At 38.0% G+C, this 25,241-nt stretch carries 21 protein-coding genes; 11 read left to right on the top strand and 10 right to left on the bottom strand.

Features of this window, described 5'->3' with window-relative positions; translation table 11 throughout:
• Positions 1–55 precede the first annotated feature (55 nt).
• Genes G5B37_RS10380 through G5B37_RS10390 form a run of 3 tightly spaced genes read left to right on the top strand, consistent with a single transcriptional unit; the run spans position 56 to position 3,454 of the window.
• On the top strand, positions 56–1,438 hold the full coding sequence (locus G5B37_RS10380; protein ID WP_164679965.1) for a tetratricopeptide repeat protein: 1,383 nt from the start codon (positions 56–58) through the stop codon (positions 1,436–1,438).
• Between the two features lies 1 nt (position 1,439).
• Positions 1,440–2,204, top strand: coding sequence for a DUF4292 domain-containing protein (locus tag G5B37_RS10385; RefSeq protein ID WP_164679966.1), 765 nt, complete (start codon positions 1,440–1,442; stop codon positions 2,202–2,204).
• Positions 2,201–3,454 (top strand): murein hydrolase activator EnvC family protein, encoded by a 1,254-nt coding sequence (locus G5B37_RS10390; RefSeq protein WP_263649787.1) that lies wholly within the window; start codon positions 2,201–2,203, stop codon positions 3,452–3,454. The genes G5B37_RS10385 and G5B37_RS10390 overlap by 4 nt, the downstream gene beginning before the upstream one ends.
• Positions 3,455–3,520: 66 nt before the next feature.
• On the opposite strand, the gene G5B37_RS10395 is transcribed toward G5B37_RS10390, so the two are convergent.
• From G5B37_RS10395 to G5B37_RS10405, 3 genes are all read right to left on the bottom strand, one after another.
• Positions 3,521–6,268, bottom strand: coding sequence for a S8 family serine peptidase (locus G5B37_RS10395; RefSeq protein ID WP_164679967.1), 2,748 nt, complete (start codon positions 6,266–6,268; stop codon positions 3,521–3,523).
• Between the two features lie 156 nt (positions 6,269–6,424).
• Positions 6,425–6,937: an acyl-CoA thioesterase gene (locus G5B37_RS10400; protein ID WP_164679968.1), complete on the bottom strand. Its 513-nt coding sequence runs from the start codon at positions 6,935–6,937 to the stop codon at positions 6,425–6,427.
• 80 nt (positions 6,938–7,017) lie between these two features.
• Positions 7,018–7,971, bottom strand: a complete 954-nt coding sequence (locus G5B37_RS10405; RefSeq protein WP_263649788.1) for an HU domain-containing protein — start codon at positions 7,969–7,971, stop codon at positions 7,018–7,020.
• Between the two features lie 97 nt (positions 7,972–8,068).
• On the opposite strand from G5B37_RS10405, the gene dprA reads away from it, so the two are divergent.
• Complete coding sequence (gene dprA, locus G5B37_RS10410; RefSeq protein ID WP_164679969.1) at positions 8,069–9,175, top strand: DNA-processing protein DprA; 1,107 nt, start codon at positions 8,069–8,071, stop codon at positions 9,173–9,175.
• Here the strand turns inward: dprA and trpS are convergent.
• Positions 9,172–10,140 carry a tryptophan--tRNA ligase gene (trpS, locus tag G5B37_RS10415; RefSeq protein ID WP_164679970.1) on the bottom strand — a complete coding sequence of 323 codons (969 nt, stop codon included), beginning with the start codon at positions 10,138–10,140 and terminating at the stop codon, positions 9,172–9,174. The genes dprA and trpS overlap by 4 nt on opposite strands.
• 107 nt (positions 10,141–10,247) lie before the next feature.
• On the opposite strand from trpS, the gene G5B37_RS10420 reads away from it, so the two are divergent.
• The gene (locus tag G5B37_RS10420) at positions 10,248–10,988 is read left to right on the top strand and encodes a lysophospholipid acyltransferase family protein (protein WP_263649789.1); all 741 of its coding nucleotides are present in this window, start codon (positions 10,248–10,250) and stop codon (positions 10,986–10,988) included.
• 115 nt (positions 10,989–11,103) lie between these two features.
• Here G5B37_RS10420 and G5B37_RS10425 read toward each other — a convergent pair whose 3' ends face one another.
• The 5 genes from G5B37_RS10425 to G5B37_RS10445 form a co-directional block, all read right to left on the bottom strand.
• Positions 11,104–12,714 carry an outer membrane beta-barrel protein gene (locus tag G5B37_RS10425; RefSeq protein WP_164679971.1) on the bottom strand — a complete coding sequence of 537 codons (1,611 nt, stop codon included), beginning with the start codon at positions 12,712–12,714 and terminating at the stop codon, positions 11,104–11,106.
• A 111-nt stretch (positions 12,715–12,825) separates the two neighbouring features.
• On the bottom strand, positions 12,826–13,362 hold the full coding sequence (locus tag G5B37_RS10430) for an RNA polymerase sigma factor (protein ID WP_164679972.1): 537 nt from the start codon (positions 13,360–13,362) through the stop codon (positions 12,826–12,828).
• Positions 13,363–13,480: 118 nt separating this feature from the next.
• Positions 13,481–14,488 carry a recombinase RecA gene (recA, locus tag G5B37_RS10435; protein WP_164679973.1) on the bottom strand — a complete coding sequence of 336 codons (1,008 nt, stop codon included), beginning with the start codon at positions 14,486–14,488 and terminating at the stop codon, positions 13,481–13,483.
• Positions 14,489–14,668: 180 nt separating this feature from the next.
• On the bottom strand, positions 14,669–15,385 hold the full coding sequence (locus G5B37_RS10440; RefSeq protein ID WP_164679974.1) for a T9SS type A sorting domain-containing protein: 717 nt from the start codon (positions 15,383–15,385) through the stop codon (positions 14,669–14,671).
• A gap of 28 nt (positions 15,386–15,413) precedes the next feature.
• Complete coding sequence (locus G5B37_RS10445) at positions 15,414–16,142, bottom strand: T9SS type A sorting domain-containing protein (protein ID WP_164679975.1); 729 nt, start codon at positions 16,140–16,142, stop codon at positions 15,414–15,416.
• Between the two features lie 106 nt (positions 16,143–16,248).
• Here G5B37_RS10445 and trhO point away from each other — a divergent pair, with 106 nt between their 5' ends.
• The 6 genes from trhO to G5B37_RS10475 all read left to right on the top strand — a co-directional run bounded on the left by trhO (position 16,249) and on the right by G5B37_RS10475 (position 22,993).
• Positions 16,249–17,280 (top strand): oxygen-dependent tRNA uridine(34) hydroxylase TrhO, encoded by a 1,032-nt coding sequence (trhO, locus tag G5B37_RS10450; protein ID WP_164679976.1) that lies wholly within the window; start codon positions 16,249–16,251, stop codon positions 17,278–17,280.
• A gap of 288 nt (positions 17,281–17,568) precedes the next feature.
• Complete coding sequence (locus G5B37_RS10455; RefSeq protein WP_164679977.1) at positions 17,569–18,822, top strand: PSP1 domain-containing protein; 1,254 nt, start codon at positions 17,569–17,571, stop codon at positions 18,820–18,822.
• Entirely contained in the window at positions 18,815–19,303 is a 489-nt protein-coding gene (locus tag G5B37_RS10460; RefSeq protein WP_164679978.1) for a gliding motility lipoprotein GldH, read from the top strand. The genes G5B37_RS10455 and G5B37_RS10460 overlap by 8 nt, the downstream gene beginning before the upstream one ends.
• 2 nt (positions 19,304–19,305) lie before the next feature.
• Positions 19,306–21,621 carry a penicillin-binding protein 1A gene (locus G5B37_RS10465; RefSeq protein ID WP_164679979.1) on the top strand — a complete coding sequence of 772 codons (2,316 nt, stop codon included), beginning with the start codon at positions 19,306–19,308 and terminating at the stop codon, positions 21,619–21,621.
• 17 nt (positions 21,622–21,638) lie between these two features.
• On the top strand, positions 21,639–22,340 hold the full coding sequence (locus tag G5B37_RS10470; RefSeq protein ID WP_164679980.1) for a CoA transferase subunit A: 702 nt from the start codon (positions 21,639–21,641) through the stop codon (positions 22,338–22,340).
• Entirely contained in the window at positions 22,340–22,993 is a 654-nt protein-coding gene (locus G5B37_RS10475) for a CoA transferase subunit B (RefSeq protein ID WP_164679981.1), read from the top strand. The genes G5B37_RS10470 and G5B37_RS10475 overlap by 1 nt, the downstream gene beginning before the upstream one ends.
• Positions 22,994–23,469: 476 nt before the next feature.
• Here the strand turns inward: G5B37_RS10475 and G5B37_RS10480 are convergent, their stop codons facing one another.
• Complete coding sequence (locus G5B37_RS10480) at positions 23,470–25,158, bottom strand: ABC transporter ATP-binding protein (protein WP_164679982.1); 1,689 nt, start codon at positions 25,156–25,158, stop codon at positions 23,470–23,472.
• Positions 25,159–25,241 lie beyond the last annotated feature (83 nt).

Below are 25,241 nucleotides of genomic sequence, written 5' to 3' on the forward strand. Positions count from 1 at the left end.
TTTAATCGAGCACAATTAAACATAGGTCTCGACTGCGCTCGACCGAATAGCTGTTGTGAAAATTAAAATAGCATATTTCTTTGTTCTCTTCGGAATTCTCCTTTCCGGTTCTATTACCTATGCCCAAGGCGAAGAAGATGAAGAGGTGACAGAACCTACCGACGACCTAGGTAATGTAACAGACGCTTTTCAAGAAAACTTCTTTGAAGCCTTAAAACAAAAGGGCATTGAAAACTACGAACTGGCCTTAAATGCACTTGCCTTAGCAGAAAAGGCAGCCAAAGGAAACAGTGAAAATGTAGCAGTAATTAATTTTGAAAAAGGAAAAAATCTGGCTGCTCTAAAACGGTATGACGAAGCAGAATTGAGTTACCAAAGTGTTTTGGGAGTGCAACCTTCTAATTTAGATGTGCAAGAAGCGCTGTATGACGTGTATTATGAAACACGAAATTACGAAAAGGCTATTCCGTTAGTGAAGGTACTTATAACGCAAGACGAAGACTACAAAGAAGATTTAGTAAACCTATACAACCGCACCAAGCAGTACGATGAGGCATTAGAATTGCTAGATGAACTAGACGATTTGTGGGGCGAAAGCATATATAGAAATGCGTTACGTAGAAATATTTACAAGGTTACTGGCAATAGTGAAGGTGCCATTAGCAACCTTCAGGATAAAATAGATAAGAATCCAGAAAAAGAGCAAGATTATCTCAACCTGATTTTCTTATACAGTGAGCAGGGAAACACAGAAAAAGCGTTTGCAACGGCCAAAGAATTATTGAAAAATCAACCAGAAAGTGAGTTGGTACATTTTGCGCTTTATAAGTTTTATCTGGAAGCCGGAGACACAGATGCGGCATTAAAATCTATGGACATTGTCTTTAATTCGACTAAAGTTTCAAAAGAAAGCAAGTATAAAGTGCTAGCAGATTTTATAAATTTTGTCAATGAGAACCCTCAATACGAAACAAATTTAGAAAAAGTTGTGCTTCTATTCGCAGATGATTCTTCTGGACAAGTATACGAGTCTCTGGGGCAATATTACACTTCTAAAGGAAAAAAAGAGGTGGCACTAAGCTTTTATGATAAGGGAGTTGCTTTAGACAGTGACAATTATAGTTTGCTGAAAAATACATTGTTATTGCAAATAGATCTAAAAAAATATGAAGAGGCAGCCGCGTTAAGTGAAGAAGCCTTGGGTACTTTTCCTGCTCAGGCCATGCTGTATTTGCTGAATGGGGTTGCTAATAATAGACTCCAAAAGTCTGATGTTGCAATAGAAAGTTTAGAGACAGGCTTAGATTTCTTGTTAGATGATCCTCGTGTAGAACGCGACTTCTATGATCAATTACGCATTGCATATGAAGCGAAAGGAGAGGTTAATAAGGCTGCGTCATTTAAAGTTAAAGCCGCGCAAATAAAGTTGGACAATTAATATGAAAAAATTCATAGTTGTAGTGGTTCTTGCACTGTTTGTAGTGGGCTGTAAAGGAACAAAAAGCGTTAGCGGTACGGTTAAAAATCTTTCTGTAAAAAATATTGCCACAGCGCACAATAATGCTTCCCCCAATTTTAAAACACTTGCTGCTCGCGTTTTTGTGGTTTATAGAGACGAAAAAAAGGAGCAGAGCATAACGATAAGTGTTCGTATGGAGAAGGACAAAACCATCTGGATGAAAGCGTCTCTATTAGGAATTACTTTGGCTAAAGCTAAGATTACTACAGAGAGAGTGCAGTACTACGAAACCGTGGGCAAGACTTATTTCGACGGAGATTTCAGTCTTTTAAGTAACTGGTTAGGTACTGAAATAAATTTTCAACAAGCGCAAAGCATATTGTTAGGGGAGAGTATTTTTAATCTAAACCAAGGGAATTATACTTCAGAAGTGGTAGCAGACAAATACAAAGTACAGCCCAAAAACCAAGATCCTAATTTTATCTATTCGCTTTTAATGTTGTCAGGAAATTTCAGAATAGCTTCAGAGACACTTTCACAGCCAGACAAAGGCAGAATATTAACGATTAGATACGACGATTATCAAACTATAGAAGGCGCGTTGTACCCAAAAGAAATTCATGTATTGGCCTCAGAGAATGACAGTACCACAAAAATTGATTTAACGTATCGGAAGATTGAACCCAATGTTTCTATTAGTTTTCCGTTTACCATACCAGACGGTTATTCTGAAATGAAATTATGATGCGAAAAAATCTGTCCTTATTAATTGTTCTTGTCTCCTTCCTTTTTTTTACTACGGAAGGCTTTGCGCAATCTAAAAAACAGCAAGAGCTAGAAGCACAGCGGCAATCTATACTTCAAGAAATAAAACAAATTAATTCGTTACTTTTTAAAACAAGAGGAGAGAAAAAGTCGGTACTTACACAAGTTGAAGACTTAAATCAAAGAATAAGGACAACAGAAAACTTAATTAAAATTACCAATAGACAAGCAAATTTACTTACCAGAGAGATTAATGATAACCTAGGTAAGATAGATAACCTTAGGACAGAGCTTACTACTTTAAAAGAAGACTATGCCGCAATGATTCAGAAGTCGTATAAAAGTAAGTCTGAACAAAGTAGAATAATGTTTTTGTTATCTTCTGAGGGCTTTTTACAGGCGTATAAACGCGTTCAGTATATGAAGCAATACACAAAGTACCGAAAGGAGCAAGGAGAAGCTATTAAGGAGAAGACAGCGTTGCTTAAAATCTTGAATAAAGATTTACTAGAGCAGAATGAAAAAAAGAAAAGGCTTATTGCAGAAAATGAGCGTACCAAAATAGAACTTACCAAAGAACGTAAAAACCAAGAAAGTTTAATAGCTTCACTTAAAAAGGATGAAGGTTCATTTGCTAATCAGATACGAGCAAAGCAAAAAAGAGCCAATGCTTTAGATAGAGAAATAGATAAATTAATTGCCGAGGCTATTGCAGCCGCCAACAAAGATTCTGGAGAAGCTACTAATAAGGGAACTACTGTAAAAAAGAGCAGTAAGACTTTTGTTATGAATGCAGAGGCAAAAGCGTTGGCTGCTAATTTTACATCAAATAAAGGAAAGCTTCCATGGCCCATCACCAAGGGGGGTATTGTTGTAGAACGCTACGGAAGACATAGGCATGCACAATTTCCGAATGTGGAGGTGTTTAATAGTGGTGTAGAAATAGCAACAGAAACAGGAACACAAGCACGCGCCGTTTTTGAAGGAACGGTCTTAAAAATACAGCAAGTTAAAGGAGCCAACATGAACGTAATGGTTCGCCACGGTAATTATATTTCAGTGTATAACAATCTTACTAATATTTTAGTAAAGAAAGGAGATAAGGTAAGTACGAAGCAACCTTTAGGTACTATTTATACCAATCCAACTACTGGAAAGACTACCTTTAAATTTGTAATATTTCAGAACACCAAAAGACTTAATCCAGCCGATTGGATTTATAAAATGTAATCTGGTATTAAACCATAAAAAAAGTCCCAGCATTGCTGGGACTTTTCTATTCTATATACAAGTTACTTATTTTACAACAAGCTTCTTTGTAGTTTGAGATCCATCTGCGGTAATGGTAACAAAGTAGATACCTGTTCCGAAGTTAGATACATTAATTGCAGTTTGCGTACTGTTTACATCTCTATTAGATAACGTTTGAATAGTCTGTCCTAAGCTATTTGTTACAGCTATTGTTACGTCACTTACAGTGGTAGTTCCAAAGTCAATAAATACTTTATTGTCTGCTGGGTTAGGATACATTGTAATGCTATTTGCAAGTGCATTATCATTAACACCTAACACACAGTCTAGCGTTCCACCATCGTAGTTAGAAGCTATTCTTCTTGGACTTTCCCAACCTTCTGTATCATTTTTGGCTGCAATAGCATACCAGAAGTTATAGTTTCCACCACCACCTTCAACAACAGGTACTGTAGCCGTTTCAGTTGTTACATTGGCAACTACTTCCATATACTTTTCGCCTAGAAGATAAACATCGTAAGATTCTGCGTCTGCAACAGCTGTCCATGTAAAGGTTGCTTCTCCTTCACACACTTTAGTTACGTTCATTACTGTAGGGAAATTTGCAACAGAGAAGTTTACATCACTTACGTCTGAGAATGCTCCGCTTGTAATACGTACTAATCCTTCTCCAGTAAATGTTGCAGGGAAAGACCAAGTGAAAAGTGTTTCATCATTATCTACCGTTGCGATATTGCTCCAAGAAGCACCATCATCATCTGAGTATTCTAATACAAAATCTTGCGTAGTGTTAATAGCGTCCCAGTGTATTACGTATGGGTTGTTAGCACGTAGCTTCTCACCACCGTTAGGGTATGTTAATGTTAAGTTTTCTTCTATAACTTCCCAAACTACGTAATAGTCTTGAGGTCCTTCTGGCACGTTAAATCCAGAAATATCAATATCGTATGTTCCAGCTGTTGGATTATTGATTAATACTTGCTCTACATTATTTAATCTGTCTACACCATTGGTTGCAGGTGTATCTAATGCAGTTGCATTTGGAGTAGAATCTAGAATCCAAGGTTGGAATGTAGTAGATCCCGGATCAGTAACTTCAAGATCTAGATCGTTTACCAATGCTGTTGTAGCACCTACATTTGCAGCAGGATCGTTCCAGTAAAGCATTACACGTAATTGAGCAGTTCCAGCAGGAACGGTAATGTTGTGTGTGTTTGAACCGCCTTGAGAGATAGCATCATCTAAGTGACGTCCATCTTCAATTAAAATACCTGCTCTAAGTCCGTTAACAATTCCCCAACCAAATTTAAAGTCAGGACCCACGTTTCCAGCTTCGTTAGCAGTATTTAAAAGTGCTGCTTTAATCAATGCACCGTCTGGCATAGAACCTCCGTTTGCTTCCATATACGCTTGGTATAATTGAGCAGAAATTCCTGCAATTCCAGGAGCTGCTCCTGAAGTACCACCAAAAGTAAGGTATCCATTGTTTGGTGCAGTAGATATTTGGTTCTGCCCGTTAGCAGAAATATCTGGCTTGATACGACCATCATGTGCTGGCCCACGGCTACTTGAACTTACTAATTCACCATCAAAAAATACATTGGCAGTAGCAATAACATTTTTACCTTGCTTATGACCACCTGTAATATTTCCCCATTGGTTTCCTGCTCCGTATCCACAATCTAGGTTGTTAGAGTTACCTGCAGAAAACACATGTAATAATTCTGGAGTATCAATACTTTGCTGATCTACTGTTTCTGTAATTGTAGTATACCCAGCGTTACATCCGTTACTATATGAAGAGTTAGTAATCTGTACGTCACCACTTGCAATAAGGTTGTTAGTTGCAGTATCTAGGAAACTAGCGTTATAATTTACAACGTGTAAATCTGCTCCAGCTGCCATACCTCTATTTTTTGGGTCTCTATTACCCGCTCCAGCCATAATACCAGAAACACCATCTCCGTGAGTGTTGCTACCGTTATTACCAACTATACCAAATATTCTTCCCTGGAAATCAATATGCGGACCAACAGCTCCGTCATCTCTACACATTACACCAATACCAGTACCGTCATAATTTCTTCCAGCAGTAGTTTGTGTATCAAGTGCACTCGCTCTGTGAAGTGATCTTCCACGAAGATCATCAGGAATAGAAGGAGCTACAACTACTTCAACCCACTTTACAAAAGAAAGGTTAGATAGTGCGTCTAAACAGTTGTTAGGAATCGTTAAATCAATATTGTTAGAATTCGAATATCTTTCAACAACACCAATTTGTTCTGCAGCCAATTGCGCAATTACATAATCTGTAGAAACTTTGTCGTGATGTTGTAAAGTCACTAAAAAGTTATCTCCGCTAATAGCCCAGTCACCAATAGCGCCTGTTTTAAGTGCACTAGATAATTTAACACGGTTATCAACAGGAACAATAGAACGTACACCGTTGTCTGCTAACAATGCTACAGACGTGTTTGCTGGGAAATAAAATAGGTAAGCGTGATTAGAAATATAGTTAATTAGCTCTAATCTGTTTGCTGCAAACAAATCTTGAACATCTTGAGTTGGAGTATTGTAAAATTGTACCCAACCAACAAACCCGTTAGCTAATTGTGATTTTTCTGGCATGTCTGCCCATTGAAATGTGCCAATATTTTCAGGCATCTCAATTGTTTCATCTTGAAACTGGATTGTGTATGGGTTTTGAGCAAATGACATGGCAGAGACCATTACAAGCGCCATAAAACACATACTTTTAATTCTCATTGTAGAGAAAAAAGTAGAACTTTTCATAGAATTAGTTTTTTTAAAATTAAATTGGTGAATTTCAGTAAAGTGTTAAATTTAACCGAAACGGTATCAAATATATTCAATACTAATGAAAAAGTTGACTTATAATTAAAAAAACCCGATGAAATAGTGTTAAAAATTAGTGAGTTCGTAGAAAATTTATGAAATAAAGAGCGCTTTCAATTCTGTAGCTTCAGCAGGGGCTAATTTACCAGCGAGTACTAAACTTAACTGGCGCCTTCTTAATGCTGCCTCAAAACGTTCTTTTTCTAAGCTTGTTTCAGGAACCACAGCAGGAACTGGAACTGGGTTGCCCATTTCGTCTACCGCTACAAATGTATAAATACCTTCGTTCGCTTTGGTCTTCATTCCGTTTTCACGATCCTCTATCCAAACATCCATAAATACTTCCATAGAGCTTTTAAAAGACCGCGACACCTGAGCTTCTACAGTTACAACACTTCCAGACGGTATCATTTTATTAAACGCCACATGATTTACAGATGCGGTAACAACAATACGTCTGCTATGTCTGCGAGCTGCTATACTGGCTGCTCGATCCATTCTGGCCAATAATTCGCCACCAAACATATTTCCAATAGGGTTGGTTTCTCCAGGTAACACTAAGTCGGTGATTACGGTGCGTGAAAGTTTCGGGCTTTTAGGTTCCATTGTAAATTTTTTGCAAAGGTACTAAATCCCACTACGGGTATCATAGTTTTATAAAAGGATAAACAAAAAAGAAAGGGTGTTTATTTAGTAAGATCTTTTACAAGAAGCCACGCATCTTTATTCTGCGTATTCTTGATAGTACGTAATGCACGCAACGCTTCTAAGCGGTCTTCATGGCTACTATACACAACTTGATGCAACCCATACTTGTTTGCGCCAATAAGTTTCGCAGAAAACCCTTGCTCTGCCAATTGCGCCACTTTTTTTTCTGCGTTGCTCTCAATTCTAAACGCTCCAGCTACCACATGATATTTACCTTTTTGTTTAGGCACTGTAATGGTTAAAGCCGACAACGGATTTTCAATAACAAAAGTTGCCTCCTGAATTTGAGATTCGACCATTGTTTCTGCTTTTTGTCTTTCAGCAAAATTATACTCCTGTACGTTGTTTTCATACAGTTTCATTCCGCCAAAACCTGCTAACGTAATAGCAACTAATCCAATAGCCGCATATTTAAGATATGGAAATGTAGTTCTTTTCTCTGGAGTAAATAGAATAGGTGTTTTCTCTTCTGAAACTTTAGCTGTTTCAACATTAGTCTCTCGAGAAATATTCGCGATATTCATGGGTGATAACCCAAATGAAGCAGTATTAAAATTACCCGTAGCAGACGGTTGAAATTGAACGGTTCGTTCTTCATTCAAATAAAAATCACCTACGTTAGCAACAGTTACCGTTTTCCCTTCGCTTAATTGTAAAGAGAGACTACCCGTAAAATTTCTAATTTTTTGAAGCGCCCGTGTATAATCGCAATTTTCTACACTCGCTACATAATTTGCAAGAATACCGTCGTTGGTTTGTAACTGTCTGTTAAACATAACAGATTTACCAGGAGGATAAAACTCATGAGTTACTGTATCTACTCTGGCAGATTGATATTGTGTAATAAAAGCTCCAAAACCTGGAACAATAACACATTCGTATCGATATAACAAATCACTTATGTACGTAGCTAACTGCATTAAAACAAACATAGATTTTTTTTCTGCGCTTGTCAATAGAAATGAGTCTAATTTATTAACAACATAGAAATTCGTATTTTTAACCCAACTCCCCAGCAATATTCTGTGTATGCTCTCACAAAATGAATTGCTGTATACCTTGGCACTACAACGGGTAAAAAATTTAGGAGACACATCGGCAAAAAAATTAATTAGTACAGTTGGTTCTGCCGAGGGTGTGTTTAAAGAAAAGAAACATCATTTACTCAAGATTGACGGAATAGGCGCCTTAAAATTAAAGGAAGTTTCGGCTACATTACAACTCCCAAAAGCTGAAGCCGAGCTTCACTATATTCTGAAAAATAATATTGCATGTCACTATTTTTTAGAAGATACTTATCCCGCAAAATTAAAACACTGTTTAGACGGACCCATACTCCTTTTTGAGCGGGGCAACATACATCTACATAATAGAAATATTGTAAGCATCGTAGGAACTAGGAAAATTACATCGTACGGAGCAAATTTTTGCAAGCAATGTATCGAAGAGCTTGCACCGCTAAACCCCGTAATTGTTTCTGGCTTTGCGTATGGAGTAGATATTTCAGCACATAAAGTGGCCGTAGCTAACAATTTGCAGACCATTGGTTGTTTGGCACACGGGTTTAACCAAATTTATCCTAGAACCCATAAAAAGTACGTGACTCAACTTGAAGAAAATGGCGGATTTCTAACCGAATTTTGGAGTGACGACCCTTTTGATCGTTCTAACTTTTTAAAACGAAACAGAATTATTGCCGGTATTAGTGAGGCCACCATTGTTATAGAATCTGGTGAGAAAGGAGGTAGCCTTGTTACGGCAGATATTGCAAATAGCTATAACCGCGATGTCTTTGCGGTACCTGGTAGATCTACAGATAAACAAAGTCTAGGGTGCAACAATTTAATAAAATCGAATCAGGCTCACATGCTTACCAGCGCGGCAGATCTTGTGTATATGCTGGGCTGGAATGTAAGTGAAACGCCAAGGCCAACTACCCAAACACAATTGTTTGTAGAGTTTTCGGATGCAGAAAAGATGTTATATACCTATCTAACTTCCAACGGTAAAGAAGGATTAGACACCATTGCGCTTGCTTGCCAACTGCCCACGTTTAAGGTGGCTACGCTTCTTTTAGCCCTTGAATTAAAAGGTGCCGTCAGGCCATTGCCAGGAAAACTTTTTGAGGCTATTTAGTACCCAACTTTATCGCGCACACGTTTTAAAACATCGTTAGCGACGCTTTTGGCTTTCTTCGCTCCAACCGCCAATGCACTTTCTATTTCATCAAGATTAGACATATAGTGATTGTATCGTTCTCTCGGGGTCTCAAATTTTGCTAGAATAACTTCAAATAGTGCTTGCTTAGCATGACCATAGCCATAATTTCCACCTTGGTAGTTCTGGCGCATTTCAGCTATTTGATTTTCTGAAGCTAATAAGCGATACAACGCAAAAACGTTACAGGTATCTGGATTTTTTGGCTCTTCCAGGGGGGTACTGTCTGTTTCAATTCCCATAACCTGTTTTCTAAGTTGCTTCTCTGGTAAAAAGATATTAATAATATTGTTTTTACTTTTACTCATCTTAGAACCATCTGTTCCTGGAATGAGCTTTGTTTTTTCCTGAATTTTCGCTTCTGGCATCACAAATGTATTTTCATAATACGTATGAAAACGAGAAGCCACGTCACGAGTCATTTCTAAATGTTGTAACTGATCTTTCCCCACTGGCACCACCTCTGCATCGTATAATAAGATGTCTGCAGCCATTAACATAGGATAAGTAAAAAGCCCAGCATTTACATCTTCTAATCTATTGGCTTTATCCTTAAAACCATGCGCCAACGTAAGGCGTTGATAAGGAAAAAAGCAGCTTAAATACCATGATAGCTCCGTGACTTGTGGGATATCGCTTTGGCGGTAAAACACAGTTTTGTTTATGTCTAAGCCAAATGCAAGCCATGTGGCAGCAGTACTGTAGGTGTTCTGCCTTAAAATGTTAGCATCTTTTATTTGAGTAAGTGAGTGCATATCTGCAATAAACAAATACGAATCATTTTGTGCCTTGTTCGATATCTCAATTGCGGGAACTATTGCACCTAGAATATTTCCTAGATGTGGTGTTCCTGTGCTTTGTAAGCCTGTAAGTATTCTCGCCATAGTAGGTGCCCGTACAAACGGTTATTTTTATTCGTTTTTCTAACTTTTGCACAAAGGTACTTTTTTTACCCTTTTTGTATGGTAGTTATCCCTATTTTTGGCACAGCTTGAAATTTATAAAAAATATAGCGCACGTTATCTACAGAATATGGTTCTACATATTGCTGGCAATTCCTATTGTTATAATGTCGCCAATACTTATTATTAGTATTCTAAGAGAGCAGTGGTACCCTTTGTTTTTTAGGTTAGCACGAGTCTGGGCTACCATTATATTGCTAGGGATGGGATTTAAGCCCAAAATAAAGCGAGATGAGGTATATGTTAAGGGGCAGAGTTATATGTTGGTTGCTAACCATACCTCTATGAGCGACATCATGCTTATGTTGTATGTTTCTAGAAATCCATTTGTTTTTGTGGGAAAAAAAGAGCTCGCTAAAATTCCAGTCTTTGGGTTTTTCTACAAACGCACTTGTATCTTGGTAGATAGAAAAAATCCGCGAAGTAGAAGAGACGTCTTTACCCGAGCCCAAGCCAAACTCAATCAAGGACTAAGTGTCTGTATTTTTCCTGAAGGAGGTGTGCCAGACGACGAACGTGTTTTATTAGATACATTTAAGGATGGAGCATTTCGACTGGCTATAGAACATAAAATTCCTATAGCGCCCATGACCTTTCACGATAATAAGAAACGATTTTCCTATACCTTTTTAAGTGGAAGCCCAGGTAAGATGCGTGTTAAGGTACATAATACCATCCCTACAGCTACACTGGAAATGGAAGACAAACGTATGCTAAATAGCAAAACAAGAGCTGTTATTCTAAATGAGCTTGAAAACCCCACTGTATAAAAAAAACCGTCTCTATGGCGGGAGACGGTTTTCTTCATTCTTTAGGACGGGTTTACACCGCACCAACTAAAAACTAACCTAAATCTACATAGTCAAAGTTTTTTTGACCGGCAGACTAAAATTTAAAACTCAACCCGCTATACACACCCAAATAGTAGGGTTTAAAAGCTATACTCGAATCTGTATATGGATTGAGTTGATATTTGAACATCGGTTCAATATTAAACTTTAATTTTTTGCTCAGTTGGTAATTAAATCCGAGCCCGATGTTCGTGGTAAAACTTATAGAATTTAAATTATTAGCTTCACCTAAAACGGTTCTAAAATCGCCGTCGTTTACTACTAATTCATTGTTTCCTAAAAATAATGTACTCATACCCCCAATTATGTTCATGCCAAATCGGTTATCAAATAAGTCGTACTTTAATTCTAGAGGTACTTCGTAATAGCTTAGTTGCTGACTTATTTCTGCGCTGCCTCCGGTAGATTTTGGGACTATGTTTCCAAAAGCACCCGCATCTGTGTTGGAAGGAATACCGCCTTTATCAAAAACAGTTGTTACAGCACTTCTACCACCATAATCTACAGCTTCAATAGCAAATGCAACGGGCGCAGTAGCTACTTCAACATCACCTGTAGCATAACTTAAGTTCACATTATTTACACCAGATCTTATGGTTAATTTTTCAGAAATATCATAGGCAACTTGCACACCGTAACTCAAATTTACATCACCATTCTGGCGGTTATCTGCAAACATTGGGTCTATAGACGATCCTTCAGAAAGCGAACCGTAGTACACAGGGCCAACAGTAGGCGCTACTGCCCACCGATTGGTAGGTCCTTCTTTTTTAAGTTTCGTTTCCTCGAGTTGCTTGTTCTCTTCAATAGCATCAAAAATCGATTTTTTGTTTTCTTCAGCTTCTGTCGTTGTTGCTACTTCAGTTTCGGTTGTAATAATTTCTTTAGCCTTGTTAATTTTATTTTCTTCGGAAATCGTCGTGTTTTCATTTTTGATATTTCCTGCAATTCCAACTTTTTCTGAAACTACCTTTGTGTTGTCCTTCACCAAAGGGTTTAGGGTAGTTTCAGAATTTTTATTTACCTTATTATTAGGATTTTTTGCAACTGCTACAGCTTCCTTTTTCGTGTTATAAATTGTTGAAGCCTTCTCTGATGGGGTTTTCCGAAGTTGTGTGTTAGAAGTTTTATTTTGAGTTGTAGTGTTGGTATTATTCGTTCTTTTGTTGGTGCCCGTCTCGGCAACTGCCTCTTTGCTTACAATACTATTGTTAATTTGTTTTTCTTCGGAAATAATCGAATTGTTCTTTGGGGTTGTAACATTAGTTTTACGTTCCGAAGTGGTAGTAGTTGTATTATTTTCTGAAGCCACCTGCGTTTCATTACTAATAACGGTTTTATCAACAATCGTTGAACTATCGTCATTGGTAGTAGAATTAGTATTGGTTTTAGGAGAAACCTCTTCTGTTACAATTTCATTAGAAGGGGTTGTGGTAGTATCAAACAAAGAAAGACCTACGGTGAATAGCAAAGCAATTAACGCGGCAACGCCAGCTACACGCCACCAAATTGGAATTACGCGACGCTCTTTTTTCTTCTCTTTAAGTCGCGCTTCAATACCATCCCAAACAGCAGGAGAAGGTGTAGCTTCAAAATTTTGAAACTGCGCTTTGAAGAGTTCGTCTATGTTTTTCTTTTCTTTCATTATAAGTCTTCTAAGGGGGAATGACTTGTAATTTTGTTAATCAATCTAATTAATAACGGCTAATACCGCTCTTTATTTAATCTATATAACACGTTTTTAGTGCTTTACACATTATTCTTCCGTTGTTCTATAGGCTTCAATTTTCGTTTTCAATATGCCTCTTGCTCTGGCTAGATTAGATTTAGACGTGCCATCGCTAATTCCTAACATTTCAGCTATCTCTTTATGCTGATACCCATCTAATACATACATAGAAAACACCAATCTGTACCTATCTGGTAATTCCTGAATGATTTTTAGTAAAAATGCCAATGGCACTTCACTTTCTATCACTACATCTTCATCATCAGGTTGTTCTAAATTGGCTTCTTCTTTAATAGCATAGACTTTTTGTCTTCTATACTTCTGTAGCACGGTATTTACCGTAACACGCTTCATCCAACCTTCAAAAGAACCTTTGCCTTTAAACTGCCCAATTTTATCAAAAATGGTCATGAATGCATCTTGCAGATTGTCTTCGGCCTCTGTATAATTTGGCGAATACCGCAAGCAGATGGAAAACATAACGCTGGAGTATTGTTTGTACAATTCACCCTGCGCGCTTACATCGTGCTGCTTACATTTTTGTATGAGCTCATCTAATGTCAAACGTAGTTGCCGTGGTTAGTTGGTTGTTTTACACTTAGTTGTGGCGACAAATCAGCTATTTGGGCTTCTACAATGCGTAGATACCCAATAACAGGTAGGGTTGCGTTATAAAAGTAATTTATTCGTTTAACGCAGCAATAGAATCTTTTATTTTTAGTTCTAGCTCTTCCATTAACTCCGGATTGTCTAAAAGGAGCGTTTTTACAGCGTCGCGTCCTTGCCCTAGTTTTGTGTCATCGTAGCTAAACCAAGATCCAGCTTTTTTAATAATCTCGAAGTCTACTCCTAAATCTATTACCTCACCTACTTTCGAAATTCCTTTTCCGTACATAATGTCAAATTCTACGGTTTTAAAAGGAGGTGCCACCTTGTTTTTTACCACTTTTACGCGGGTTTTATTTCCTTGTACAGAACTGTTGCTGTCTTTAATTTGTGTAGAACGACGAATGTCTAAACGTACCGAACAGTAAAATTTTAGGGCATTTCCACCAGTAGTGGTTTCCGGATTCCCAAACATCACCCCAATTTTTTCACGTAATTGGTTAATAAAGATCACCGTACAGTTAGTCTTGCTTATAGACCCTGTAAGTTTTCGCAAGGCCTGCGACATTAAACGCGCATGCAGTCCCATTTTGCTATCACCCATTTCACCTTCTATTTCACTTTTAGGCGTTAGAGCTGCTACAGAGTCAATTACAATAATGTCTATGGCACCACTTCTAATTAGGTTGTCGGCAATCTCTAAGGCTTGTTCGCCATTATCAGGTTGCGAAATGATGAGATTTTCTATATCAACCCCTAAATTTTCTGCATAATATCTATCAAAAGCATGCTCGGCATCTATAAACGCGGCAATGCCACCTTGCTTTTGCGCTTCTGCAATGGCATGAAGCGTTAATGTGGTTTTACCAGAAGATTCTGGTCCGTAGATTTCAATCACTCGTCCTCTTGGATAGCCTCCTACACCTAATGCTACATCAAGACCTAACGATCCTGTGGGTATTACTTCTACTTCTTGTACGGCGCTATCGCCCATTTTCATGACCGTTCCTTTTCCGTAGGTCTTGTCTAATTTGTCTAAGGTAAGTTTTAATGCCTTTAATTTTGCGTCTTTTTCGTTGCTCATGGGTTCTGTTAAATTAATAGAGGAGTCAAGAAGTAAAAATACTATTTCTTTAGGTTTACAGCAACCTACACAACGGGAGATTAGGAGATTTTGTTAACAGTTTAAATTGAACGTTAAAACAGAAGACCTTCCTCTTTTATATGAGACAGGAAGGCCTTAATGGGGTTATTCCAGAAGTTATTATTGCTTCACAAATTTATTGAAAAGTTGCATTCCAGTATCATTTGTAATTTTTATAAAATACACTCCTGCTTTTAAACTTTGTACATCTATTGAGTTGTTGCCTTTTACTTCGGAAATAGAACGTTCTTGACTTCCTGATAGGTTGTAGATAGTTAGGTCTGTAACCTCTTGTTGCCCTACTTCTATATAGAGAACATCTGCCGTTGGGTTGGGATATACATGTACGTTAACTTGCTCGTTATCTGCCACCCCGAGCATTTCATTGCCATATAAAACACTATCGCCAAGACTATTGGTTAAAAGGAGCGACTTAGAGCCTCCTGAGGTGGTGACTTCGTATTCAATAATTTCGCCAAAAGGTTCAAAATCAACTGTGATAAAATATGCCAACAAGGTGGTAAAATCAAGATTAGCTTGTTCATTACAAGTTCCTTTTAGCTCAACGACGCTTTGAAGTTCAAAAGTGTCATCAACGGGATGATAAATTACTTCAGCACCATAGTTACTGCAGTATCCTGTGCCCATAGTATTTGGGTTCATAAAGAATTTGGTTTCATCAAAAGGGATTGGTTCTGAACTATTTGGCGGAAACGTTTCAACATTGTCTACGGTAATTTTATGAATATACCAAGTGGTATCAAATAGTGCTGGATCTTGGGCAACGGTAGTTAGTGTAGTGAATACACTGAGCACGAATAAAAGTATTGGTTTCATAATATATTGGGGTTATTGTAGCAGTTGTTTAAACTTTAACAAACTTGGCAATAAGTTGCTCGCCCGTATCACTTTCGGCTTTTATAAAATACACTCCAGCCTTTAGTGTCTCGGTATTTATTTTTGGATTGTTTTGCTGAAATCGTGTAGTGTAAACTTCTCTTCCGTGAATATCGAAAATATGAACAAACTTTAAAAGAACTGTAGATGTGAAGTTTAAATGGTTTTTAACGGGGTTGGGGAAAATATCAATACGATTTACAGTAACATTGTTAGTTGAAAGTAAATTGTCATCGAATAATACCTTATCGCCCTCTCCATTCGTGATTTCTAACTTTGTATTTGTCGTTCCATTGTTTATGATTTCGTAAACAAAGGGGTTTTTTGCGGTTGTTTCGTTTTGATAGAAAATAGACAAAAATTGAGCATCGAAAGTTAGACTTTCAGGTTCGGTGCAAGACCCAGAAATAATATCGGGATTGTTAGAAAGCACAAACGATAGATCGCTCCCACTACTGTATTGCACCGTCTGATTAAAACCATTACAAAATCCTGTGCGAAGTGTAGGCGGACTTAAAAAAAACTCTGAAATTTCAAAGAGTAAATCTGGATCTCCACCTGTAGACGGAATAGAATATTCAACTCCGTCAATTGTTATGCTTTCAAGAAACCAACTGGACCCAGCCAAATTTGGGTCTTGAGCTAAGCTAACCACTGTAAACATAAAACAGGCAACAAGTGTGAAAATAGATTTCATAATATCAATTTTTTTGAAAGGGGAGATACCTAAAACTAGCAATTTAAATTGACAACCCCTATCTTTGCAGCGTTAAATAACCTTTTCACCCGTAAATTAGTATAGCATGCAACTGTACAATAAAATGAGTGCGAAAGAAAGAGCCGCCATGCTCGAAGAAGCAGGCGAAGACAGATTAACTCTTTCTTTTTACCAATATGCCAACATTGGCAATCCAGAACTTTTTAGAAATCACCTATTTGTAGCTTGGGACGAGCTACAGGTGCTTGGGCGAATTTATGTTGCTAAGGAAGGCATTAACGCACAACTTTCTGTGCCCGCCAAGAACTTCGGAAATTTTAAAGAATTTATAGACGGCATCTATTTTCTTGAAAATGTACGTCTTAACATCGCCATCGAGCATGACCTAAAATCGTTTTTAAAGCTGAAAGTAAAGGTGCGACACAAAATCGTCGCCGATGGACTCAACGACAATTCCTTCGATGTTACTAATAAGGGTATTCACGTAGATGCCGAAGGTTTTAATAAGCTATTAGAAGATCCGGATACCGTTTTGGTAGACATGCGCAACCATTACGAAAGTGAAATCGGGCATTTTAAAGGTGCCGTTACGCCAGACGTAGATACCTTTAGAGATAGTCTGGATATTATTGAAGAAGACCTAAAAGATCATAAAGAAGACAAAAAACTAGTCATGTATTGCACAGGTGGTATTCGCTGCGAAAAAGCCAGTGCCTACTACAAACACAAAGGGTTTAAAAATGTATTTCAACTAGAAGGTGGTATTATAGAATATGCCCGACAAGTAGAAAATAAAGGTCTGGAAAATAAGTTCTTAGGTAAAAATTTTGTGTTTGACCACAGGCGAGGCGAGCGAATTTCCGAAGATATTATTGCAAATTGCCACCAATGTGGCGAACCTTGCGATACGCATGTAAATTGTGCCAATGAAGCGTGTCATTTGCTATTTATACAATGTGAGAGCTGTCGCGAAACCATGCAAGAATGCTGCTCTACCGAGTGTCAGGAAATCATTCAATTGCCGTATGAGGAGCAGAAAAAACTGAGAAGTGGGCAACACAATAGCAATAAAATATTCAAGAAAGGAAGAAGCGAGAAACTCAAATTTAAAAAATAACGGAAGACTTCTAGGTTCCATAAAAGTGACGTTCGGGTGGGGTTTGAGTTATTTCCTGTAAAAATCGCATATCGCAAATCGTACATCGTCAATATTATTGGTATCTTTACCTATTAAATTTTTGTTTAATTTTCGAGAGGATAATACACAGAAAGGCCATAAAAATGTCTGGTTGAGCGCCCGCCAGAATGGAAGAACATTTTATCGGGCTGGCAGTTGAAACCATGTTTCAAGCTACCATATTTTATCGATTGAAAGGCTTTTCTAACCTCCTTTATATATACTAATATGGGCTGTACCAGCTGTGCCTCAGGCGCCAACGGACAGCCAAAGGGTTGCAAGAACAATGGTACTTGCGGCACCGATGGCTGTAACAAATTAACGGTGTTCGATTGGCTTTCAAATATGTCGCTCCCCGGCAATCAAGAACCGTTTAATGCGGTTGAGGTTCGTTTTAAAAACGGACGAAAAAACTTTTATCAAAATCACGAAAAACTTTCATTATCTATTGGCGACACCGTGGCTACAGAAGCCTCGCCAGGGCATGATATAGGTATGGTTACCCTTACCGGCGAATTGGTACGGGTACAAATGAAGAAGAAAAATCAGCAAATTGATGTTGAAGCGCTGCCAAAAATCTATAGAAAAGCCACTCAAAAAGATATAGACATCTGGCAAAAATGCCGTGACCGCGAAGCAGATATTCAGAAAAGATCGCGTGAGATTGCAATCAGGCTCGGACTTAAAATGAAACTTAGTGATATTGAATTTCAGGGCGATGGATCTAAAGCTGTTTTTTATTATACTGCCGAAGAGCGTGTAGATTTTAGACAACTTATTAAAGAGTTTGCGCGCACTTTTAACACGCGAATTGAAATGAAGCAAGTTGGGCTGCGTCAAGAGGCAGCGCGCTTGGGCGGAATAGGTTCTTGCGGACGCGAATTGTGTTGTTCTACTTGGTTAACAGATTTTAGATCTGTAAATACTTCAGCAGCAAGGTATCAACAACTAAGTTTGAATCCGCAAAAGTTGGCGGGTCAATGCGGAAAGTTGAAATGTTGCTTAAATTATGAGTTAGACACCTACATGGAGGCGCTAGAAGAGTTTCCACGTAACGATGTTAAATTGAAGACCGACAAAGGCATGGCACAATGCCAAAAAATTGATATTTTTAAAGGGTTAATGTGGTTCTCTTACGAAAAAGAGGGTATGAATTGGCATATCTTGAAAGTTGAAAAGGTGAACGAAATTATAGCCATCAATAAAAAAGGGAAAGCCGTGGCTAGCCTTGAAGAATATATTGAAGACGTAATTATTCCAGACGAAAAGCTGTTTAATAATGTAGTGGGTCAAGATAGTTTAACTCGTTTTGACAGGCCTAAACGCAGTAAAAATAATCGTAGAAACCGCAATAGTAAAAATACAAATCAAGGACGAAATCGTTCTAAAGGCAACTCCAAAAATAAAGCAAAAGCTACCACTGGAGGAAAGCCACAGAAAAATAAACGAAGATCAAAACCGAAACCAAAAAATAATGCGTAATATCCTAGCCTGCATAGGTATATTGCTCTGTTGCATCTCTTGCGACACACCTGCGGTATGGAGTGAGTCTATCTCTTTGCCTGGAGTTTGGGATAAAAACGAGGCAATCACTTTTACGTTAACCGACTTAGATTCGGTTACTCCTTATGATGTGTTTATTAATGTTAGAAATACAAATGACTATCCTTTCAACAATTTATTTATAGTGGCTGCGATAGAGTTTCCGCACGGAAAAACTATAACAGATACGCTAGAGTATAAAATGGCGTACCCAGATGGAAAATGGATGGGTGAGGGAATAGGCGCAATTAAAGAAAATAAGTTATGGTTTAAAGAGCAAATACAGTTTGCAGAATCTGGAAATTATAACATAACTATAACACAGGCAGTACGCAATAACGGTGAAGTAGAAGGCGTTAGCCAGTTACCTGGCATCACCGATGTAGGTATTAGTATTGAAAAAGCTATACAACAACCCTAGCCATGACAACGACAAAAAAAACAGCAAAGAAAAAATCTAACAACTCGGAAGGGAAATATCGTAAACTCATCTGGAAAATTATGGGAGCAGGGGTGCTACTTGTGTTTTTAATTTTCTTACTAGCTTCATGGGGTGTTTTTGGAGCCTTGCCTGACGAAACGAGTTTAGAAAACCCAGAAAAAGATTTAGCAACGCAAATTGTTTCAACAGACGGTGTTGTAATTGGTAAGTTTTTTAAAGATAATCGTACGCCAGTGCAATTTGAAGACCTGCCAGATCATCTAGTCAATGCTTTAATTGCTACCGAAGATGTACGCTTTTACGATCATTCTGGAATTGATGCTAAAGGTTCTATTAGAGCTGTCGCTTTTTTGGGCACCAAAGGAGGCGCAAGTACAATTACCCAACAATTGGCAAAGCAATTTTTTACAGATCAGGTTTCAAAAAATAAATTTGAACGTGGGGTCCAGAAAATAAAAGAATGGGTGATTGCTACCCGACTAGAACGTAGGTACACCAAAGATGAAATCATTACCATGTATTTTAATACGTATGATTTCCTAAACTTAGCCATTGGTATAGAGTCTGCCGCAAACATCTATTTCGATAAACCGCCATCAGAACTAACTACGGTAGAGTCTGCTATGCTAGTTGGGATGTTTAAAAACTCTTCGTTGTACAATCCCGTGAGAAACCCAGTAGGTGTTACAAATCGAAGAAATGTGGTGCTAGCACAAATGGCGAAATACGACTTTATCACAGAAAAAGTAAAAGATTCGTTGCAAGCACTGCCACTTGGGCTTAACTTTAAACCTCAAGATCATGATGAAGGAATAGCAACCTACTTTAGAGAATATGTGCGTGGTTATATGAAGCAATGGGCTAAAGAAAACCCAAAACCCGATGGCTCTCTTTACAATATAGATAGTGATGGCATGAAGGTGTTTGTAACTCTAGACTCTAAAATGCAAGAATATGCAGAGGAAGCAATGACAGCGCATATGATTAACCTTCAAAAAGAATTCGATTCTCAGAATGAAAAAAATAAAATAACGCCATTTAGAGATATTTCCGAAGAAGAAATAGAAGGCATTATGAACTCAGGTATGAGACGTTCAGACCGTTGGCGCGAAATGGAGAAACAAGGAAAATCTGAAAAAGAAATACTAGCCAGTTTTAAAAAGAAAACCAAGATGCGCATCTTTACTTGGGCCAATAAAGATCGCTATATAGACACCATAATGACGCCAATGGATTCTCTGCGCTATTATAAATCTATTTTACGAGCTGGAATGATGTCTATGGATCCGCAGACAGGTGAAGTAAAAGCCTGGGTAGGTGGAGCAGACTATAAAAACTTTAAGTACGATATGGTGCGAACAGGACAGCGGCAAATTGGTTCTACGTTTAAGCCCTTTGTGTATGCTACAGCCATAGACCAAATGCACATGTCGCCTTGCGATACATTGCCCAACACGCCTTACACCATTGAGGCAGGAAAATATGGTTTACTAAAACCTTGGACTCCAAAAAACGCTGGAGGTGGCTACGGAGAAATGATGACATTAAAAAATGCGTTGGCTCAATCTGTAAATACCATTACAGCACGACTTATAGATAGAGTTGGTCCAAAACCAGTAATTGAATTGGTTGAGAAAATGGGAGTTGATATTTCAGACATTCCAGAAGCACCTTCTATTGCATTAGGGACACCAGATGTAACCTTATATGAAATGGTTGGCGCTTACAGCACATTTGCTAATCAAGGGGTATATATTAAACCCAACCTTATAACGCGCATCGAAGACAAAAACGGAACGGTATTGTATCAAAATGTACCTGAAACTAGAGATGTTATTAGTGCAGAAACTGCCTATGTTACACTAAGTTTAATGGAAGGGGTAACCCAATCAGGTTCGGGGTCGCGTCTTCGAGGTACTTGGAGAAGCTCTAGAATGTACAAGGAAGTTATTACTGGATATCCATACGATTTTAAAAACCCTATCGCCGGTAAAACGGGAACTACACAAAACAACAGTGATGGTTGGTTTATGGGAATGGTACCCAATTTGGTTACCGGAGTTTGGGTAGGAGGAGAAGACCGCGCTACGCATTTTGGTAGCACCTCTTACGGACAAGGAGCCACCATGGCATTACCAATTTGGGCAATGTATATGAAGAGTTGTTATGCCGATGAAGATTTAGATGTCTCTGATGGGCGATTTAAAAAACCGTCAAAAATTTCAATCGTTACAGATTGTAACGAATATAAAAACTCAAATAATGGGGATGAAATTCCAGATGAATTCGATTTTTAACAGATTAGTACATAGATATGATTAATAAAACAGTTGCCAATGTTGCTGAAGCATGTAAAGGAATAGCAGATGGCATGACCTTCATGCTAGGTGGTTTTGGCCTTAGCGGAATACCAGAAAATGCCATAGCCGAACTCGTACGACTGCATGTAAAAAATGTTACTTGTATTTCTAATAATGCAGGTGTAGACGATTTCGGATTGGGACAGCTACTTCAGAAAAAACAAATCAAGAAAATGATTTCGTCATATGTTGGCGAGAATGCAGAATTTGAGCGCCAAATGCTAAGTGGAGAGCTGGAAGTTGAGTTAATACCCCAAGGCACCCTGGCACAACGGGCTAGGGCTGCACAAAGTGGTATCCCAGCCTTTTACACTCCAGCGGGTTATGGTACTGAGGTTGCAGAGGGCAAAGAATCTAGAGAATTTAATGGGAAGATGCATATTTTAGAACATGCTTTTAAAGCAGACTTTGCTTTTGTGAAAGCTTGGAAAGGAGACGCCGCCGGAAACCTAATATTTAAAGGTACTGCTAGAAATTTTAATCCAAACATGTGTGGCGCTGCAAATATAACGGTGGCTGAGGTAGAAGAATTACTTCCTGTTGGGAGCTTAGACCCCAATGAGGTACACATCCCTGGGATTTTTGTACAGCGTATATTTCAAGGCGAGAAGTATGAAAAGAGAATAGAACAACGAACCGTAAGACCAAGAAACTAATGTTAAGTAAAGAACAAATTGCACAGCGCATTGCGCAAGAAGTACAAAGTGGATTCTATGTAAACTTAGGTATTGGGATACCTACGCTAGTAGCTAATTTTGTACGAGACGATATTGAAGTCGAGTTTCAAAGTGAAAATGGTATTTTAGGAATGGGACCATTTCCTTTTGAAGGAGAAGAAGATCCAGACCTTATTAATGCGGGAAAACAAACAATCACCGCCTTGCCAGGTGCTTCGTTTTTTGATTCGGCAATGAGCTTCTCTATGATTCGAGGTCAACACGTAGACCTTACTATTCTAGGAGCAATGGAAGTTGCTCAAAATGGAGATATTGCTAACTGGAAGATTCCTGGAAAAATGGTAAAAGGAATGGGAGGTGCAATGGACTTAGTAGCCTCTGCCGAAAATATAATTGTGGCAATGATGCATACCAATCGTGCCGGCGCGTCTAAATTGCTAAAAGAATGTTCACTCCCACTTACAGGTGTAAATTGTGTAAAGAAAATAGTAACCAACTTAGCCGTTATTGAAATAAAAGATGGATCGTTTCATCTGTTAGAAAGAGCACCTGGAGTGTCTGTTGAAGAAATACAGCAAGCAACAGAAGGAAATTTAATAGTGCCAAATTCAGTTCCTGAGATGCAAATTTAATTGAAACTTCAAGAAATATAGAATATAAACCTCATCTCAAGATGAGGTTTTTTTGCGCCTAAACGTAGGAAAATACTTAATTGTATGTGTCATAAGTTAAAAAATAGTGCATTTCATCGATTTAAAATGTCTTTAATCGTTTATTCTGAAATTTCCACGCATATTAGCAGTCCCAAAAATTAACCGACTAAAACCTACTTATGTTATCTATTGTTAAGAGTGTTAAACGTACGTTTCATTTAATTAAGAGTGTAATGTATGTTGCTAAAAAAGTTTTTTTGTTGATGTAATTTCTACCTACCTACAGGTAGTTATTTCAGAGTTTATTACCCCCGAATCTATCATAGATTCAAATAGTAAATCCCGTTCTTTGTGAGGTTAGAACGGGATTTTTTTATGGTTTTTATATAGAAAATATTAATTCAGCTATCGTTTATATAGTCGTACTTTGATGAAACACGCGATTTCATGCGTAATTAGATTCCTTTTGGGATTGCATCTATAAGCTTTTTGGTGTATGCTTTTGTAGGATTGGCATAAATTTCATCGGCATCACCCAGCTCTTCTATTTTTCCTTGATTCATCACTAAAAGTTGATCTGCCATAAATTTCACCACAGCCAAATCGTGAGAAATAAATATATAGGTAAACCCAAAAGCATCTTTTAGCTCATTAAGCAAATTGAGTACTTGCGCCTGCACCGAAATATCTAGCGCCGAAACACTCTCGTCGCAAATTACTAATTTAGGCTCCATGGCAATGGTACGAGCAATACCCACACGCTGTCTTTGTCCGCCAGAAAGTTCGTGCGGATAACGAGAAAAATACGTCTCATCTAGTCCGACCTTTGTTAATAACGCTAAAACACGTTGTTTCCTTTTTTTGGGAGATGATTCAATATTGTGAACCTCCATTGGTTCCATGAGCGCCTCACCAATTAAGATACGCGGATTTAAAGACGAATACGGGTCTTGAAAAATAAGCTGAATTTCCTTTCTCAAATGCCTAACATCTTTCTTAGAAAGCGATGTAAGGTCTTTACCTCGGTAATAAATGCTTCCCTTGGTTGCTCTTTCAAGTTGAAGAATTGTTTTTCCGAGCGTAGATTTTCCGCAACCAGATTCACCTACCAATCCTAAAGTCTCTCCTGGAAAAACAGAAAAAGAAACTTGATTTACTGCTTTTACGGTTCGTTTTTTCTGAAATATACCGGCATTGCTATAATATTCCTTAGACACATTTTTTACCGTGAGTAGAGGCTCTTTTGTATAGAGGTTTTTATGCTTTAGCGCACGCTGCTGAGGGGTTACTTCTTTTGCTACAAAAGATTTATCTGCTAGAGAAGCAATGGTTGGGAGTGTTTCCAAACGTGTACGTAAAGAAGGTCGTGAGTTGAGAAGCGCTTTGGTGTATTGTGCCTTAGGCTGTTTAAATATTTGATAGACACTACCCGTTTCAACAATTGAACCTTTATACATAACAACAACACGGTCGGCAATTTCAGAAACTAAGCTTAAATCGTGAGAGATAAAAATCATACTCATGCCGGTATCTTTTTGAAGCTCTTTCAGCAGCTCTAAAATTTCTTTTTGTACAGTTACATCTAAAGCTGTTGTGGGTTCGTCTGCAATTAATAATTTCGGTTTGCAAGCAATTGCCATGGCAATCATTACACGTTGCATTTGCCCCCCGCTAATTTGATGCGGATAACTATTGTAAATTTCATTGGGTCTTGGCAACTTAACTTTTTCGAATAATTGAAGTGTTTCTTTTTTTACTTCGGAAGTAGATAAGGTAGTGTGTTGTTTTAAAATTTCAGCAACCTGAAATCCGCATTGTAACGATGGATTTAAAGCACTCATAGGTTCCTGAAAAATCATAGAAATAGCATTGCCACGAAGTTTCTGAAACTCTTTTTCTTTTATAGTTAACAGGTTTTCACCTTGAAAAATGATGTTGCCAGAGAGGTTAGAAGTTTTCTTCGGAAGTAGTCCCATTACAGCCAAGGAGGTAACCGATTTTCCCGACCCAGATTCACCAACAATGCCAACAATTTCATTGCTTAAAATCTCCAGCGAGATTTCGTGAACGACTTCAGTTTTTTTCTTCTTATTTCCGAAGGAAATAGAAAGATTTTGAATTTCTAGCAACTTTTCTTGAGACATATAATCCAAAGATACAATTTTAAAATAGGGTGCTAAATCTGTATAACCCTACTAAATCCGTAGGAATTTAGATGTAAGAAAGA

The organism is Rasiella rasia (assembly GCF_011044175.1).
Taxonomy (GTDB): domain Bacteria; phylum Bacteroidota; class Bacteroidia; order Flavobacteriales; family Flavobacteriaceae; genus Marinirhabdus; species Marinirhabdus rasia.